We start from the raw sequence: 15,361 nt of genomic DNA, 5'->3' as shown, positions 1-15,361 counted from the left end.
GAGCGGTTTACTTGTAAAAGTACATCTAATTTAGCGGAAATCCGTCCTATTAGCAAAAATGGACGAATTAGTTGTACGATTGCAACTAAATGATCGTTTAGAAGGAATATAGCAAAATTAGATGTACATTTGCATCTAAATCATGGGATGCGGGATAGGCAATACGGAAAGCGGATTCCGGCGTTTGCTGCTTCGCGTCATGCGGAAGGTAAGCTTGGAGGTCGGATGGCTTTTGCTTGCCCATCATTTATTGAAGATAGTGGATAGAAAGCGAGAATTGGCGGTGCAGGGATCATTTCCCCAAACACCGCCATTGCTTCGTTTTCATACGTTTAGGGATGGAGGAGAGCTGTCTGTCGCGTGAACAGACTTACATTACATTTGAGACACCCTCTTTTTACTTGCGATGAAAATCGGTGCTGCGCGGGGCTCTTAAAAGTCACGGAATGACTTTGGGGCAGCCCCATTTTCGCGCTTCCCGCCGTTATTGGCCATCCGCCGCCGGCGCCGGAGGCGCGATGTATTTGCCCTGGGCGACGAACGCGCCTTTGGCGTCGATCAGCCCTTCGACATCGCCCTTGACCGCATGGGCGAGCCCGCGCTCGAACCGGTCGGCGATATCGAACTGCGCCGGGATGACGACCTGGCCTTTCTTGTTGATGTAGCCGTACTTGCCGCCTTGCTCGAAGGCCGCGAGGCCGTCGCCGAAGTCGCCTACGTCCGTATAAGCCGTCTGCAGCGCGACCTTGCCGGATTTGTCGATGTACGCGAAGCCGTCGTCCAGCTCGACTGCCGCCAGACCGTTGCTGAAGGCGTAGCCTTGGCTGTATTGGGCCGGGATGGCGAATTCGCCTTTCGCGTTCAGATAGCCGAAGACGCCCGTCGACTCCTCGACCGTCTCGCCCGGCTGGGTCAGCAGCGTCTGAACGAGCGCGAGGCCGTCCCTGAAGTCGGACACGGATTGATACTTCGCCGGGATGACCAGCTTTCCGGTTTTGTCTATATAGCCGTAGCTGCCGTCGATCTGCACAGCCGCGAGCCCGCCGCTGAAGTAGAACGCGTCTTCGTACTGCGCCGGTATGACCAGCTTGCCGGTCTTGTCGATGTAGCCGAAGCTGTCGCCCTGACGGACGAGCGCAAGCCCTTCGGAGAAATCGAACAATTCGTCATAGGCCGGGCTCAGGACGATTTGGCCGGTGCGGTCGATATAGGCCGGTTTGCCGTCCTTGTGCACGACCGCGAGGCCTTCGGAAAAGTCGTAGGCGTCGTCGAACTGGACGGGAATCGCCAGCTTGCCGCTGCGGTCCAGGTAGCCGTAGGCGTCGCCTTGCTTGATCCGGGCGAGTCCGCCGCTGAAGTCGCTGGCGATGCCGTAGGTCGAAGCGATGACCGACTCCCCGTACACGTTGACGAACGAGGTATGATCGCCATCCGCGAATGCGTGCAGGCGGGTATCGATCTCGTACGCGGGCTGGGCGGCGTTCCAGGCGAGGGAGGCGCCGAGCGACTCCGCGACGAAGCGCACCGGAACGTAAGGCGCCTTGTCGATCAGCAGCGCGGGAGACGCGAGTGCACTCTTCTCTCCGTTTACTTTGGCGCTCTTGACGCCGATCTGCAGGACGACGGTACGCTTGCCTTGCTGGATCGAGATCGTCTTGGCCGCGGCGTCGTATTTGCCCGTCGCGCCGAGGCTCGCGCTCAGGCCAGCCAGCGGCGCGTACAGGGCGCCGTCCTTCAAGACCGGCGTCCATCCGCTCTGGCTGACGCCGTCTACCGTGACGGCCGAGGCCGAGGCTTTGGCCGCCGCCAGCGCCGGCGGCGCGGCGCCGAAGGCGGCGATCTGCGCGCCGAGCGTCGCGGCAAGCGCGACTTGGAGAATGCGATGCTTCCAATTGCGTCTATGGGACATATTGGTTGCTCCTGTCAAAGGGGGGATTTTATCGCGCGTTTCGGCTTACTTTCTCAGATAGATCTGGTCGAAGGTGCCGCCGTCCGCGAAGTGGGTGGCCTGCGCTTTGTCCCAGCCGCCGAAGTCCTTAATGGTCACCAGATTCAGCTTGGGGAACTGCTTATCGAACTCCTTGGCGATTTTCGGGTTGATCGGGCGATAGAAGTTCTCCGCCGCGATGCGCTGGCCTTCCTCCGTGTAGAGATAGTCCAGATAGGCGGTAGCGACTTGCCGCGTATCGTGCTTTTGGACGTTTTTCGTCACGACGGCGACGGTGGGCTCCGCCAGAATGCTGAGCGAAGGCGTCACGATCTCGAACTTGTCGCCATATTCTTTTTTCGCCAAATACGCCTCGTTCTCCCAAGCCAGCAGCACGTCGCCGATCCCCTTCTCGACAAACGTCGTCGTGGCGCCGCGGGCGCCGGTATCGAGCACCGGAACGTGCGTGAACAGCTCTTTGACGAACGCCTTGGCCTTGTCTTCGCTGTTGTTGTTATGTTTGAGCGCGTAGGCCCACGCGGCCAAGTAGTTCCAGCGGGCGCCGCCGGACGTCTTCGGATTCGGCGTGACAACCTTGACGTCGGACTTGATCAGATCGTCCCAGTCCTGGATCTTTTTCGGGTTGCCTTTGCGTACCAGGAAGACGATCGTCGATTTGTACGGCGCGCTGTTGTTGGCGAGGCGATCCTGCCACCCCTTCGCGATAAGCCCCTTCTTCTCGATCGCGGTGACGTCGTATTCGAGGGCGAGCGTCACGACGTCCGCTTCGAGACCGTCGATGACGGAGCGGGCCTGCGCCCCGGAGCCTCCGTGCGACTGCTTGATGGTGACCGTTTGACCGGTTTTCTTTTTCCAGTACTTCGCGAACGCTTCGTTGTAGCTCACGTACAGCTCCCGCGTCGGATCGTAGGAGACGTTCAGCAGCGTGACGCTTTTCTTGTCGTTCTTTTTGGTTACAGCCGCGAATGCGCTCGTGGCGGACAGCGCGAATGCCAGAACCACGAGGACTGCCAGTTTGAATGTTTTCTTCAAAACCGCTCTCTCCCTTTGTGCTGCTCGATTTTGGGGCGGAACGCCGAAGAGGCCCGGGCCGTCCCCGCCGCGCGGCGCGCCTCGCCGGTTCGCGCCCCGGGGGGGTAGGGGCGAACGTTCCGGATGAGACCGATGCCGTGCGGCGGGTTCCAGCGGGCCTCCGGCTGTCCGGTAGGGTGTTGGAACCATTTCTTGGCATGATCATATCGCGCAGTTTTCCAACCTGTCAACTAGGAATATTTTTAAATCTTTTTCCATTTCGCTCTTGACACTCTCTCGGAGCGGTTGCTACAATCGCTGCATTAACCCTATTTTTCCAATTTGAAATTAAGTATTTGGTTGCACCGCCATTCCTCCACCGAAGGGGCGTTATCCCGATGTTCAAAAAGAAAACGACGGCCGCCGCCACCCTGCTCGCGTTTTCCCTCGCGCTGGCTGCCTGCGCGTCCGGCGACGGCAAGCCCATGGACGCGTCCGCGGACGATGGCGCCTCGCCCTCGGCAAGCTCCGACTATGCCAAGCCGATCGCCCTGACCGGAGCTTCGCCGGACGGGACGGCTCCGCTCTTTCAGGCGCTGAACGACGGATTCGTCTCGTTTTGGAAAGAGAAGACGGGCCAGTCGGTCACGATCGACCAGACCACAGGCGCGTCCGACCGGCAGGAAGCGGCGATCAATGACGGGAAGCTCCAGGCGGATTTGGTCACGCTCGGCATCGGGACCGATATCGACGCGATTCAGGCAAAGGGGTTGATCGGGGAAGGCTGGCAGCAGCGCTACGACTACAACAGCTCGCCCTTCTTCACGACGGTCGCCTTCGCGGTGCGGAGCGGCAATCCGAAGGGCATCAAGACGTGGGACGACCTCGCGAAGCCCGGCGTCAAAGTCGTCGTCGCCGATCCGAAATCTTACGGCGACGCCCGCTGGTTCTATGTCGGCGCCTGGGCGCATGCGCTGGGCAAAGACGGGGACGAGAACGCGGCCAAAGCGTTTGTCGGCGCCGTCTACAAGAACGCGCCCCGGCTCGAAGCGGACGAGGCGGCGGCCCGGGCGAGATTCGTAGATCGGGCCGACGGAGACGTCTGGATCACGACCGAGGCGGAGGCGCTCGCGCTCGCGAACGGCGACGCCAAGGGCAAGCTCGACGTCGTCGTGCCGCCGACGACGCTTGCGGTCGAGCCGATCGTCAGCGTTGTCGACCGGAACGCCGACGCCCACGGGACCCGCGAGGCGGCGAACGGCTACGCCGATTATCTGTTCACCGAGCAGGCGCAGAAGATCGCCGCCCAGCACTTTTACCGTCCGCGCTTCGCCTCCGTCGCGGAGCAGTTCGCGAGCCGGTTCCCGGAGACGACGCTGCTGACGGTGGACGACAGTCTGGACGGCTGGGAAGATCTGAACGCGCGGCAGTTCGCGGACGGCGGCAACTTCGACCAACTCGTCGGCGCCGGGCGCTGACGCCGATCGGCGAATGGCCGTCGGTCGAGAAGGAACGGTTCATGCCTGCAGCCAAGTAAAAACGGATCCGCCGTCTTCAAGGATGATGGCGGCACGTTTTTATCGGAGGTCATACAGAAATGGAGAAGGCTAAAATTTTACATTCTGTATGACAAAAAAGGGCGATTCCCTCTGCCGACGGATCGGCGGGGAATCGCCCTTTGCGCGTTTCTACCTGCGAGGGAGCGTCGCCCCTTCGAGTCCTTGCGCCTTCGTTCGCCGCTCCGCCCATTGCGCCAGTCGATGCGCGCAGCCGACGGTCGCGATCAATCCTGCCAACGCGCTCATCGCCCGCGTGACGAACAAATAGCCGAATGCGCCGATCGTCGGGAAGAACAGCATATGCATCCCCTCCTGATTGCCGGAGATCCAGTAGAGCAACCCGATATAGCAGCAGACGGCGATCGCTTTCATTTTCATAAGATCCGCTTTCCGTCTCGATGTACTTAACGGCACATTAGATTGGATTCACGCGTACCGCCACCTGCTTGCCGCTAACCTGGATGCCGGTCTCCCGCCGACCGACGGCGGCGAGATCCTTCAGCATCCGCTCGGTCAGCTCTTTGGCGCGCGGCCCCTCCTTCGCGCCGGTCAGCTTCACGACAAGCTGCACCGCGTCTCCCGACGCCAGCAGCTTCTCCGACTGGCGGAGCTTCGTCTCGTAGTCGTGGTCTTCGATATGAGCGGTCAGCCGGATTTCCTTTACCTTCATCGTCTGCGACGCTTTGCGCTCCGCCTGCTTCTCCTTCATCGCCTCCTGCTTCGCGCTGCCGCCCGCAACGAGCTTGCATGGCGGCGGGCTGCTGAAAAGCGACGTGCAGACGAGATCGGCCTTCAGCCGCTTGGCCATCTCCAAGGCTTCCGCGCGCGTCACGATGCCGAGATCCTCGCCGTCCAAGCCGGTTAACGCAACTTCCGCCGCTTTGATCTTTTCGTTCATGATGATCATGATTCCGTTCCCTCCATGCGCTTGCTCCCGCTCCCCGATTCCGCGCCGGCGCGAAGAGGCAGGCATAGGGAGCTGAGAGAATTGAAGTTCCAGACGAGCATACCACTCCCTCCCGCTTCCTAGCAAAGCCGAATGCGAAACCGAAGCCTACTCGCGTCCGTCCGGCAGGCCGGACCGGATGATCCCCGCGGTCAGCAGGAGGAGCGGCACGACGGCGCCCATCACGAGAATATAGGGAATATATACGGTAGCATCCCAATGCTGCATATAAACGACGTTAGGATAGACCACGAGGGAATACAACACCATCAGAATTCCCATCGGCCAAGTCAGCGACTTGTAGTCTTTGAGGTTCAGCATCTCGGCGACACCGGTCGCGAATCCATAGAAATAGAGACTCGTCTTGTAATAGGTTGAAACGAACCAGAGGCCCGCCATGATCACCTCGATACGCTGAAAAAAATTACCGATGTTGATCTTCTTGGCAAGCTCGTAGCTGGGAAACATGTTGCGCGACGTCACGTCGGCACCTAGGACCCCTATGCTGAACAACGTGACCAGAAAGACGCATAGTCCGCCCGCGACATGGACGATCAGCATCCCCTTCCGCGCTTGATCGGCCATTTGGACGCGCGGGAACAGCATGAACAGAAAGACCAGCGGCAGCGAAGCCGTTCCGGCAAACGAAAGGGCCGCTCCGATAATCTCATTCGGTCTAGCTTCCATCACGGGTTGGAACTGCTCGATCTTCAAATCCGGACTCAGCGACAAAATCAGGACAAAGAATAAGCCGATGAACCAGGGCAGGATGATCTCGGCAGATCGGGCGAGCGCTTCGGCTCCCATGCGGACCCCCATCACCACGATCACCGCAAAGAGCCCGTTAATGAATTGAATGGGTGTCTCCGGCATGATCTGCGTCGTAAAAAAGTTGCCGACGTAGTACAACACTGTGGTCGAGCCTATAAAGGCGTAAAAGACGAATGCCAACGTTACGGCTTTGCCGACAACCTTCCCGAGCACCCGCTCGCAGATCCCTGCGAAGGATAGATTCGGATATTTGCCCCATAGCGTTCGATACAGCGCCGCGACGCCGAGGCCGATCAGGACGCCGGCGAGCGCCCCGATCCAAGCATCTTGCCGCGCGACGGTTGCGAGGCCGGACGGAATGACCAGGATCGTCGTCCCGATGGTATACAGGAAAAGCAGGACCAAAAACTGTCGAGCGGATATTTTCCCGTCGTTCCCCATCGTTATCCCTTCCCTCCCAAGCTGTTCGACATCCACTCCCCCAGCGGCCCGAATATGGCGGCGATGCCGTCCAAAGGATTCGGGATCGTTGCATGATACACCTGCCGCGCGATATACAGACCGCACCCGGCGACGAGGAGCAGGATGAACAGGATCAACTCCTTTACGGCCCTTCGCTTGCGCAAAGACGGCATCTCTCCCGCGGTTATCGCGCCGGCCAGCACTGCAATTCCCAAAAACGTCCACATCCTGTCTACTCCTCCAGCTTGCTCAGAAAGGATTGGTTGATCGTACCTACGCGATCGATGACGGTCTTCACATCCAGCTTGACCTGCATGTCGGCGAAGTTTCGATCCCAATCGCGTTTCAACCGGCGCCACGCGGCGGGGTCCGCCCGGTGAATCGCCTGGCCGAACCCGAAGATATCCAGCTGGTACTCGGTCTGCATTTTCCGGATGGTCTTAGACATCGCCTCTCTTAGTCGATCCTCCGATCGTCTCTCCAATTCGTCAACGACGGCGGTCTTGTTCAAGTCGATTCGGCATTGAATTTCGCCCACGTTCTCCTCCACCCGCAGCCGAATCTCGACCTGGGGCTCCCCACGGCGCACATGCCCCTTAACATTCGCTTTCGTACGAATAATCTCGAGCGCCAATTCTCCGCCGTTCGGGCACGACTGGTTCTCCAACGTGCTGCGAACGTTCCCGAGAATGAAGTTGTAGGATTTGCTCTCTTCCTCGTTTAACCAGCCGACCAGCTTGTCCTTTCGGAACACCGCCATCCCGGAGAACTGCAATTCGGCAGCGGGACGAATCCGTTCCACATTGCGGGTATTGGATCCTTCCTCGGCGTCGCCGTTCAAGCCGATGCCGGTAATGACGGGTTGTTTGCCGTCGCTGCCCAGATCGGTGACGAACTTGCCCAGGGTGATCCCGAAGATGGGCGCCCAAGCCTTCTCGGCCGTGGCATTCGATGCATACAAGTCGTTGGCCGGGATGCGTTCCATCGGCGTCAGAACGTTTAGGATGCTGCTCGCGGTCGTCTCTTTGGCGACCATCAGATAAAAGTCGGAGCGGACTTGGTGGTCTCTTTGCAGAAAGTCCAAGGCCGTTCCGATCCCCTGCCTCGCCAGCGCCTCGCCGATGACGACAACCCGAAGATGGGATGCGTAAATTTTTCTGGGACTGACGGTGGTCATCTTGCGTAAAGCTTCGAAGATCGTGCGCCCGCTAGCTTCATACATGGCAACCGGAGAACGCAGGCTCTGTCCTCCGCTTTTCGCCGCCACTTCGCCTGGTTGAACGACTTGGACCGAGACGCGGAACCGGTCCCCGTCCCGATCGATTCCCATCGCGACCACAATGCCCAGTTCGTTGAGCTCCTGCCGGTTCCAGCAGCCGGTTGCGAGTAGGAGGAGGAGCGTTGCCGCCGCGAGGATCGCAAACCCTTTGATCCTCATCGGCGACCGCCCCCCCTTCTGCGCGATTGTCGGACCGGATTGCGCTTGCCCAGCAGACTCGGTCTCTTGCGCATGCTCGGATGAGGCGCCCGAAGAATGACGTCCTTGAGATCACCCGTATGAAAGGGACCTACCGGAGACATGTAGGGGACCCCGAACGATCTCAGCCCGGACAAGTGTAGCAGGAGGGCGAACCCCCCGATGAACAAGCCGAACATCCCGAAGGAAGCGGTTAGCGCCATGAGCGGGAAGCGCAGGATGCGGATGGAGATGGACATGTTGAATTGGGGAACGACGAAGCTGGAGATGGCCGTGATGGAGACGACGATGACCATGGCCGGCGACACGATCCCCGCCTCTACGGCCGCTTGGCCGATGACGAGCGTACCGACGATGGAGACGGCTTGGCCTACCGCCCGAGGCATGCGGATTCCGGCCTCCCGCAAAATCTCGTAGGTAATCTCCATCATAAGCCCTTCGATGAATGCCGGGAACGGCACGCCCTCTCTCTGCGCGGCCAGACTGATCAGCAGCTGCGTCGGCAGCATCTCCTGGTGGAACGTCGTAATGGCGATATACAAGGCGGGGCCGAACAAAGCGATGAAAAGGCCGATATAGCGAATGATCCGTATCAACGTGCCGATATCCGATCGCTGATAGTAATCTTCGGAGGCTTGCATGAACTGAATGAACAACGCGGGAACAACCAGTACGTGGGGCGTTCCGTCGACAATGAGGGCAACATGCCCTTCCAGCAGCGCTGCGGCGACCGAGTCCGGGCGTTCCGAATTTTGGACGGTCGGAAAGACGGTGATCTTCTCGTCCTGGATGAACTCCTCGATATAGCCGCTCTCCAGGATGGCATCCGTATCGATGCGATCGAGCCTTTGCCTGACTTCGCGAACGACGCTGTCGCTGGCGATGCCCTGGATGAACATCATCGCGACGGCCGTCTTCGTTCTGCGGCCGATCTTGCGCTCCTCCAGCGTCAATGCCGGATCCTTGATTTTGCGGCGGATGAGCGCGGTGTTCGTGCGCAAATTTTCGGTGAACGATTCCTTCGGCCCGCGGACGACCGTCTGGTTGGTGGGTTCGCTCACGTTGCGCCTCTCCCAGCCGGCCATCGCGATCTCGAAACCAAAGTCCCAGCCTTGAAGCAGCAGCGCCGCTTTTCCGCTCAAGATCGATTCCGCGAGCTCATCCAAGGACCGGATTTCGCCGATTTGACCGACCGTCAGCAGCGAATCCTTCAGCCGCCCGGGCAGCGATGCGCCGGACGCCATCGGCGAAGCGCCCTGCAACATCAGCGGCTCCAGGATGAACTGATGAATCGAGTGGGAATCGGCCAGCCCATCTATGAAGAAAAGCGCCGCGCCGGCAGGGGCGGAGCTTCCGATTAGAAATTCGCGAACGATCAGATCGCCGCTGTTGTTCAATTTTTCCCGTAGAGCCGCAATATTGGCTTCCAAAACGGCGTTCAGCGCTGTTGAATTCATGAACTCACTCGCCATTCTAAAAGTTTGTTACGTTCAGTTATCGGCCGCGAGCAAAGATCCTATACTTTTCGGGGCTGAAGAAGGGGGAAGCAGCGGTCGAATGGCGCATGAAAAACGAAAAACCGCCCGAAGGCGGTTTCGATTGGTCTCGTTATCATCCTTGACCCAGCACGGAATGCTGCGCGGCCGTGTGGAGATCGCGCCATGCCTTGTTGGCCGGCCGGTCCTCCATCAGCACCGACATGCCCAGATGCGGAAACGCCAGATGCGCCGAATCCACAGCCGTTCGCGCCGCTTCGCAGCTGGCGAGGCTCACGAGCCTGGCCTCTTCCTCCGTCAGCGCTCCCTCGCGCAAAAACGCGGTCCAAGTCGCGTCGATCGTGCGGTAAAAGCCTTCGACCGCCGCCGCAAGCCGCTCCTCGCCCGTCGCGATCGCCGCGATCGCCCGCTCGAACCGGCCCGAGCCCGAGGCGGTCCACTCCGCCTCTCGCGGCAGAACGAGCGCCCTCGCTTCCGCGAGAAACCGCCGGCCGATGCCGATGACGACGGGCGCGAACGATACCTGCGCAAACGCGAGGAACGGATACCGGTAAACCGGGTACCCGTAGCGCGGCTCCGTCCGGATGTCGAACGTGCGCGCCTCCGGGACGAAGACGTCCCGGACGACAATCGAATGGCTCTCCGTCGCCCGGAGGCCGAACGCCCGCCAGTCGCGGTCGATCGCTACCTCCTCCGGCAGAAACGCGAACGATCGGATCTCGGGCTCGTCCCCTTCTCCGCCATCGCCCTCGACGACGCAATTGGCCGTGAAGAACGTCGCGAACGTCGAGCCGCTGCAGTACTTCCACCTGCCGCTTACGACATATCCGCCCGGCGTCCGAATGGCCCGTCCGGACGGATGCCCGCTGCCCGCGACGAGCGCCTTGCGGTCCGTATAGAGGCGACGAGCCTCCGTCTCGGGCAGCGTCGCCGCGAAGAAGCCGCCGCCCGCCCCGATGGCGAGCAGCCAGCCGAACGTCCCGTCCGCCCAAGCGGCCCGCTCGAAAAGGCGGGCCGCCTCGGGGAGCGGGGTCATGCGCCCCTCCAGCTCGTCGGGAACGAACAGCTTGAACAAGCGTTCCTCGTAAATAAACGTCAGCAGCTCCTGCGAAGGCGTACCCTCCGCCTCGGTCCGCAGCGCTTCCGTCCGGATCCGGTCCACGACCGCTTCCGGAATGATTCGTTCCGCCAGCATGTGATCACCTTTGTCCTCTCAAGATCTCTCCATTGTACAGGGGAGATCCGCCGGAGGACAATCCGGGCAGAGACTTCTCCGTGCCTAATGCGTAGGCGCCTTGCCCGCGTCTTCGGGATGCTCCGCTCCCGTATCCGGCAGCTCCTCTGCCGCAGGACCGTCCGCCGCATCCGCCGCGACGTCCTCCTCCGCACGCTCCGCAGCGGGCTTTCCAGCCCCCGCAGCCGCTTCCTCAGCCGTGTCCCCGACAGTCTCCGCCGCCGCAGCCGCTTGGGCCGCCGCGTCCGCCTTTTTCCGGCGGCGCCTCTTCCGCAGCAGCAGGAACAACGCCAAGATCGGCAAAGCGCCGAGGAAGATATAAAGCGAGACGTCCTTCACCATGTGCTCCGCCGCGCGGCCGTACAGATAGAAGAGTAGACCGACGGCGTAAAACTTGACCGCGCGGCCCAAGGCCGCATACAGGATCAGCCGCCACAGCGGAAAGTTCAGGCAGCCGGACAGAATCGTGAACACTTTGAACGGTACGGGGGTAAACGATCCGATCAATATCGCGGTTTCCCCGTTTTTTTCGAACATGCGGTTCGCGGCGTCGATCCACGATTTCTTCAGCCATTTGTACAGGACGGCATTCCCCAGCACCTTGCCGATGCCGTACCCGACGGGGGTGCCGAGCAGGCACCCTACATAGCCGATGGTCGCCAGCCACAGCGCATTGGCAGGGTCGAGCAGACTGAGAGGCACTTGGAGAAACAGGGCGGGAATCGGGAAGATGACTGCGTCGGCGAACGCGTGGATGAACAAACCCAAGGCGCCGAAATCCATCAAATAATCGATGATATTCCCAAGCTTCGCACCTGCTCTCGTAACTTGATGTCAACCTACGTTTACGTGTCAGAAAAGGATTCGTTTCAAACGATCCGTCGCTCGACCCTTTGCTGATCGGCTTCCGCCTTCGTTTTCGGACCTCTTTGCGGAGCCGACGATGCCGCGTTTACTTAGGTTTAATCCCAGCTTACGCAATCCATGACGACTTCGCGAGAAGTGGAAGTCCAGTTTGCGCTTAGACCTAAGACCTGTTCGATTCACGCCGGGGGTCTATTCTCCTCCGCATGTCATCATATGTAAGCTGGTTCTATTCGGACTGCCCGTTTGCGCAGGCGCAAGCCCGCCGAAGATCGGCTGATGGAAGGAGGAAGAAGGATGCACCCGCTGGATTGGGTCGAGCTGTGGTTCGCCAAGTTTGGCTATCTCGTGCTGCTCGTCGGACTGCCGCTGGACGCGATCGCGCTCCCGCTGCCGCCCGGCAACACGACGTTAACTTATACGGGATACTTGGCCTCTCAAGGCGTTCTTCGCCTGCTGCCGGCCGTGCTCTGCGCCTATGCCGGCGCGATCGTCGGCATGACCGCCACCTACGCGATCGGGTACAAGCTTGGACAGCCGCTCCTCGTCCGATACGGCAAATGGCTGTTCCTGAAGCCGGAGCATTTGGACAAGGTCCGAGCCGCCTACGACAAATACGGCAACAAAATCTTGCTGTTCAACTATTTCATGCCGGGCGTCCGTCAGTTTATCGGTTACGGCGCGGGCATAATCCGGGTGCCCTACCGCACGTTCGCCTGCTACGCGTATACCGGCGCCGCCTTATGGGTGGCGGCTTTCGTCGGGATCGGCTATGCGTTCGGGGACCGTTGGCAGGATATTTTCCGCCTGGTAGAGCGGTACCTCAAGTTCGGGTGGATCGCGGCGGCGGCGATATTGATCGTCATATTGGCCCTTCAATGGCGAAGACGGCGCATCCGCCAAGCAGCGGACCGCCGTCTCCCTTAATCGTATCGCTTTGGCTAATCTTGTCAGATGAGCAGGTTGACGCCCTCCAACGCGAGGCCGATCAAAAACCCGCACACGGCGCCGTTCACGCGAATCCACTGCAGATCGGAGCCCACTTTTTCTTCCAGCATGCGGATCAGCGATTCGTTGTCGAGCTTGTCGATGTTTTCTTTGACCAGCTTGCCGATCTTCCAGTGATTATCCTCCACGAACTGCGCGATCTTGGCCTGAAGCCAGGTCTGGATGCGCTCCACGACTTCCGGCTCGTCCCGCAAGCGGGCCAGCAAGCTAGTCAACGCGGGCCGCACGAACCGTTCGGCGTAGGCGGGGTCCCGAACGAATGCCGCCGCCTTCGCCTTCAGCTCGGCCACCCAGTCGTACAGATACCCCTCCAGCTTCTCGCCGTCCGCCAGCTTCTCTTTCCAGCGATCCAGCTCCGCCAGGACGCCCGGCTGCTCCGACAGCCCTTGAATCGCGGCCCTCATCTCGCCCAGCAGCAGCTGCCGCAGCGGATGTTCCTCGTCCGCCCGCATCTCTCTCAACGTCGTGAGGATTGCGCCCTGGAGCATCGTTCCGAGCTTCTCTTCGCTCATGAAGCCGACGAACGCGTTCACGGCGAAGCCCATGAAGGCGCCGGCTTGCATATTGCCGAGCGCGGCCGCGGCCATCGATCCGAGCTGCTGCCGGATTTGCGGCCGGGAGACGAAGCCGTCGGCTTTGTCCAGCAGGAACGCGAGCGCCTGCTCTTCGTAGCCCCGGACGAGCGCCGTCTCCGCCGCCTTGCGCAGCGCCGCCGCGGTATCGATCGCTTCGATCCGTCCTCCGATCTCCCGCGCGACGAACGGCACGACCCGCTCCACGGGCACGTGCTCCACCAAATATTCGCTGACGCGAACGACGACGTTCGTCGCGTCGTCCAGATGAGACTCGACCATTCCGACCATCCGCTCGCCGATCCGGAACTCCGCCGTCTTTTGAAGGATGCTGTCCTTGGTGAGCAGCTCGTTCTCCATCGCGGAGACGAGCGAACGCACGACTTTGTCCCGATTGCGGGGCAGAAGCGCGGTATGCGGGATCGGGATGCCGAGCGGGTGGCGAAATAGCGCCGTCACGGCGAACCAGTCGGCGAGCCCGCCGACGAGGCCCGCCTCGAACCCGCCGTGCAGGAGGGCGCCCGGCCATCCCCCGAGCGGGAATGTCGCGAGGAAGCCCGCCCCCATGATGCCGAGCGAGATCGCAGCTGTATGTTTAGCTTGTCCAGGCATGGTTAGCTCCTCTAACTATGTATGATGATAAATACTTGCTATGTTTATTTTACCCTCGATGCAGCCGGAACAAAAGCGGACGGCCGGCAGCGCATCCGCCCTGTCCGGCCGTCCTTGATTTGCCGCTGTCTGGGCGCTTCTCGCCCGCTTACTCTTTTTTCGCTCCGTTCGCCGGTCCGGACGATTCCTGCAGCGCGGGCAGCTGCGTCGCATAGCTGTCCGACAGATTCAGCAGCTTGAGCGCCCGGTTGTATTCGTCCTCGGTGGAGCCGCCCTCCAGCACGCCGTTGTCGCGAACGTCGAAGTTCGTCCCGTCCTCGTAGGCGATGCCCGGCAAAAAGACGCTGCGGTCGTTGATAAACGATCCCGTCGGCAGAAAATGGCGCATCGGCAGCAGATTCGCATCCTGGTTGAGCAAATCCTCGCCGAAGTGAATCTGGTCCTTCAGCGATACGCCGAACAGATTGGCGACGGTCGGAAGGATATCGACCTGGCCGCCCGTCTTGTCGTAAACCGCCGGCGATGGCAAGTTCATGCTGGCGTGGTTCGGCCAAATGTTAAACACGCACAGGGCGGCCGAAACGAGAAACGTACCGAACAGCGCCGAGCGGTTCGCCTTGCGGCGCATGCCCAAATGCTTGAGCTTGGCGATCGTCTTCGGGCGGATCATAAAGAGGCCGAAGACGACGATGTCGATGAAAATCAGAAGATAATACGGATCGAGGAGGGAGTAGGTGCTCTCCCCGACCTGCGCGACTTTGTCCGCCTGCTCCAGCGCATGATACGTCACGATGATGCCATAATATTTGTAGTACATGAGGACGGCAAAATACAGGATCGTGATGAGCAGGTTGACGAGCATGTAATAAAGATACTTTCGCTTCGAGGCGAACCATTCGATGGCGATGAACACCAACAGGATAAACGGGATCTCCGTAAGCATCGTCATCCAAGAAGGACCGCCGTCGAAGATGACGAACCAGACCAATGCCCCCTTGAGGAGCAGAATCAGCGTGAAGGGAATGATGGGCCTGCCTCGAACGAATGACCAAATGCGCATGGCGAATCGCTTTCCTTTCCTTTCCTTTCCTTCCTTCCGCATCAAATAAAGGGCTGCCGCGAAGTCGATCAGCCCCCTCTGCAATCCCATGGCAAACCTGCCGCGAACGCTTGCGATATCACGTACGGAAACGATAGTGATCATTATGCAGGGAGGGTGCAGGGGTGTCAAAAGACACAAGATTGCTGATTTCGCCGCATCCGGCGATCAGTCGCCGCCCCGTTCGCACAGCGCTTGGGAATCTCCGAATTGCTTAGGGAGGCGGCGTTTTAGAGCTCATGATTCCTTACCCGTAAGAAAACGGGATGAAAATAGGCAAAAGCGGAATTTCCTGGTTTTGG

13 protein-coding genes and 1 pseudogene are annotated in these 15,361 nt (G+C 60.1%); 2 read left to right on the top strand and 12 right to left on the bottom strand.

The features are described from left to right. Nucleotides 1-484: 484 nt before the first annotated feature. Both LKX83_RS27635 and LKX83_RS27630 read right to left on the bottom strand, forming a co-directional pair. Nucleotides 485-1,909, bottom strand: a complete 1,425-nt coding sequence (locus LKX83_RS27635; protein ID WP_227886065.1) for a WG repeat-containing protein — start codon at nucleotides 1,907-1,909, stop codon at nucleotides 485-487. A gap of 45 nt (nucleotides 1,910-1,954) precedes the next feature. Then, entirely contained in the window at nucleotides 1,955-2,980 is a 1,026-nt protein-coding gene (locus LKX83_RS27630; RefSeq protein WP_370639142.1) for a sulfate ABC transporter substrate-binding protein, read from the bottom strand. Nucleotides 2,981-3,357: 377 nt separating this feature from the next. Here LKX83_RS27630 and LKX83_RS27625 point away from each other — a divergent pair, with 377 nt between their 5' ends. Further along, nucleotides 3,358-4,437 carry a sulfate ABC transporter substrate-binding protein gene (locus LKX83_RS27625; protein ID WP_227886064.1) on the top strand — a complete coding sequence of 360 codons (1,080 nt, stop codon included), beginning with the start codon at nucleotides 3,358-3,360 and terminating at the stop codon, nucleotides 4,435-4,437. A 210-nt stretch (nucleotides 4,438-4,647) separates the two neighbouring features. Here LKX83_RS27625 and LKX83_RS27620 read toward each other — a convergent pair whose 3' ends face one another. From LKX83_RS27620 to LKX83_RS27585, 8 genes and pseudogenes are all read right to left on the bottom strand, one after another. Beyond that, a complete protein-coding gene (locus LKX83_RS27620) occupies nucleotides 4,648-4,896 on the bottom strand; it encodes a hypothetical protein (RefSeq protein WP_227886063.1) in 249 nt (82 codons plus the stop codon). A gap of 37 nt (nucleotides 4,897-4,933) precedes the next feature. Further along, complete coding sequence (gene infC, locus LKX83_RS27615) at nucleotides 4,934-5,425, bottom strand: translation initiation factor IF-3 (protein WP_227886062.1); 492 nt, start codon at nucleotides 5,423-5,425, stop codon at nucleotides 4,934-4,936. Between the two features lie 147 nt (nucleotides 5,426-5,572). After that, nucleotides 5,573-6,676, bottom strand: coding sequence for a GerAB/ArcD/ProY family transporter (locus LKX83_RS27610; protein WP_227886061.1), 1,104 nt, complete (start codon nucleotides 6,674-6,676; stop codon nucleotides 5,573-5,575). Nucleotides 6,677-6,678: 2 nt separating this feature from the next. Further along, nucleotides 6,679-6,924, bottom strand: coding sequence for a hypothetical protein (locus tag LKX83_RS27605; protein WP_227886060.1), 246 nt, complete (start codon nucleotides 6,922-6,924; stop codon nucleotides 6,679-6,681). A 5-nt stretch (nucleotides 6,925-6,929) separates the two neighbouring features. Beyond that, nucleotides 6,930-8,135 (bottom strand): Ger(x)C family spore germination protein, encoded by a 1,206-nt coding sequence (locus LKX83_RS27600; protein WP_227886059.1) that lies wholly within the window; start codon nucleotides 8,133-8,135, stop codon nucleotides 6,930-6,932. After that, on the bottom strand, nucleotides 8,132-9,631 hold the full coding sequence (locus LKX83_RS27595) for a spore germination protein (RefSeq protein ID WP_227886058.1): 1,500 nt from the start codon (nucleotides 9,629-9,631) through the stop codon (nucleotides 8,132-8,134). The genes LKX83_RS27600 and LKX83_RS27595 overlap by 4 nt, the downstream gene beginning before the upstream one ends. A 154-nt stretch (nucleotides 9,632-9,785) precedes the next feature. Beyond that, nucleotides 9,786-10,865 carry an acyl-CoA dehydrogenase family protein gene (locus tag LKX83_RS27590; protein WP_227886057.1) on the bottom strand — a complete coding sequence of 360 codons (1,080 nt, stop codon included), beginning with the start codon at nucleotides 10,863-10,865 and terminating at the stop codon, nucleotides 9,786-9,788. A gap of 335 nt (nucleotides 10,866-11,200) precedes the next feature. After that, nucleotides 11,201-11,687 (bottom strand): annotated as a pseudogene (locus tag LKX83_RS27585) (YqaA family protein); the annotation flags it as partial. A gap of 378 nt (nucleotides 11,688-12,065) precedes the next feature. On the opposite strand from LKX83_RS27585, the gene LKX83_RS27580 reads away from it, so the two are divergent. Then, nucleotides 12,066-12,695 carry a DedA family protein gene (locus tag LKX83_RS27580; RefSeq protein ID WP_227886056.1) on the top strand — a complete coding sequence of 210 codons (630 nt, stop codon included), beginning with the start codon at nucleotides 12,066-12,068 and terminating at the stop codon, nucleotides 12,693-12,695. Nucleotides 12,696-12,718: 23 nt separating this feature from the next. Here LKX83_RS27580 and LKX83_RS27575 read toward each other — a convergent pair whose 3' ends face one another. Together LKX83_RS27575 and LKX83_RS27570 are read right to left on the bottom strand one after the other, a co-directional pair. After that, nucleotides 12,719-13,960 carry a DUF445 domain-containing protein gene (locus LKX83_RS27575; protein ID WP_227886055.1) on the bottom strand — a complete coding sequence of 414 codons (1,242 nt, stop codon included), beginning with the start codon at nucleotides 13,958-13,960 and terminating at the stop codon, nucleotides 12,719-12,721. A gap of 148 nt (nucleotides 13,961-14,108) precedes the next feature. After that, a complete protein-coding gene (locus LKX83_RS27570; RefSeq protein WP_227886054.1) occupies nucleotides 14,109-15,020 on the bottom strand; it encodes an LTA synthase family protein in 912 nt (303 codons plus the stop codon). Nucleotides 15,021-15,361 lie beyond the last annotated feature (341 nt).

Origin of the sequence: Cohnella baijiui (genome assembly GCF_020731285.1) — a bacterium.
Classification (GTDB): domain Bacteria; phylum Bacillota; class Bacilli; order Paenibacillales; family Paenibacillaceae; genus Cohnella.
This window is presented reverse-complemented; position numbering and strand designations above follow the sequence as displayed.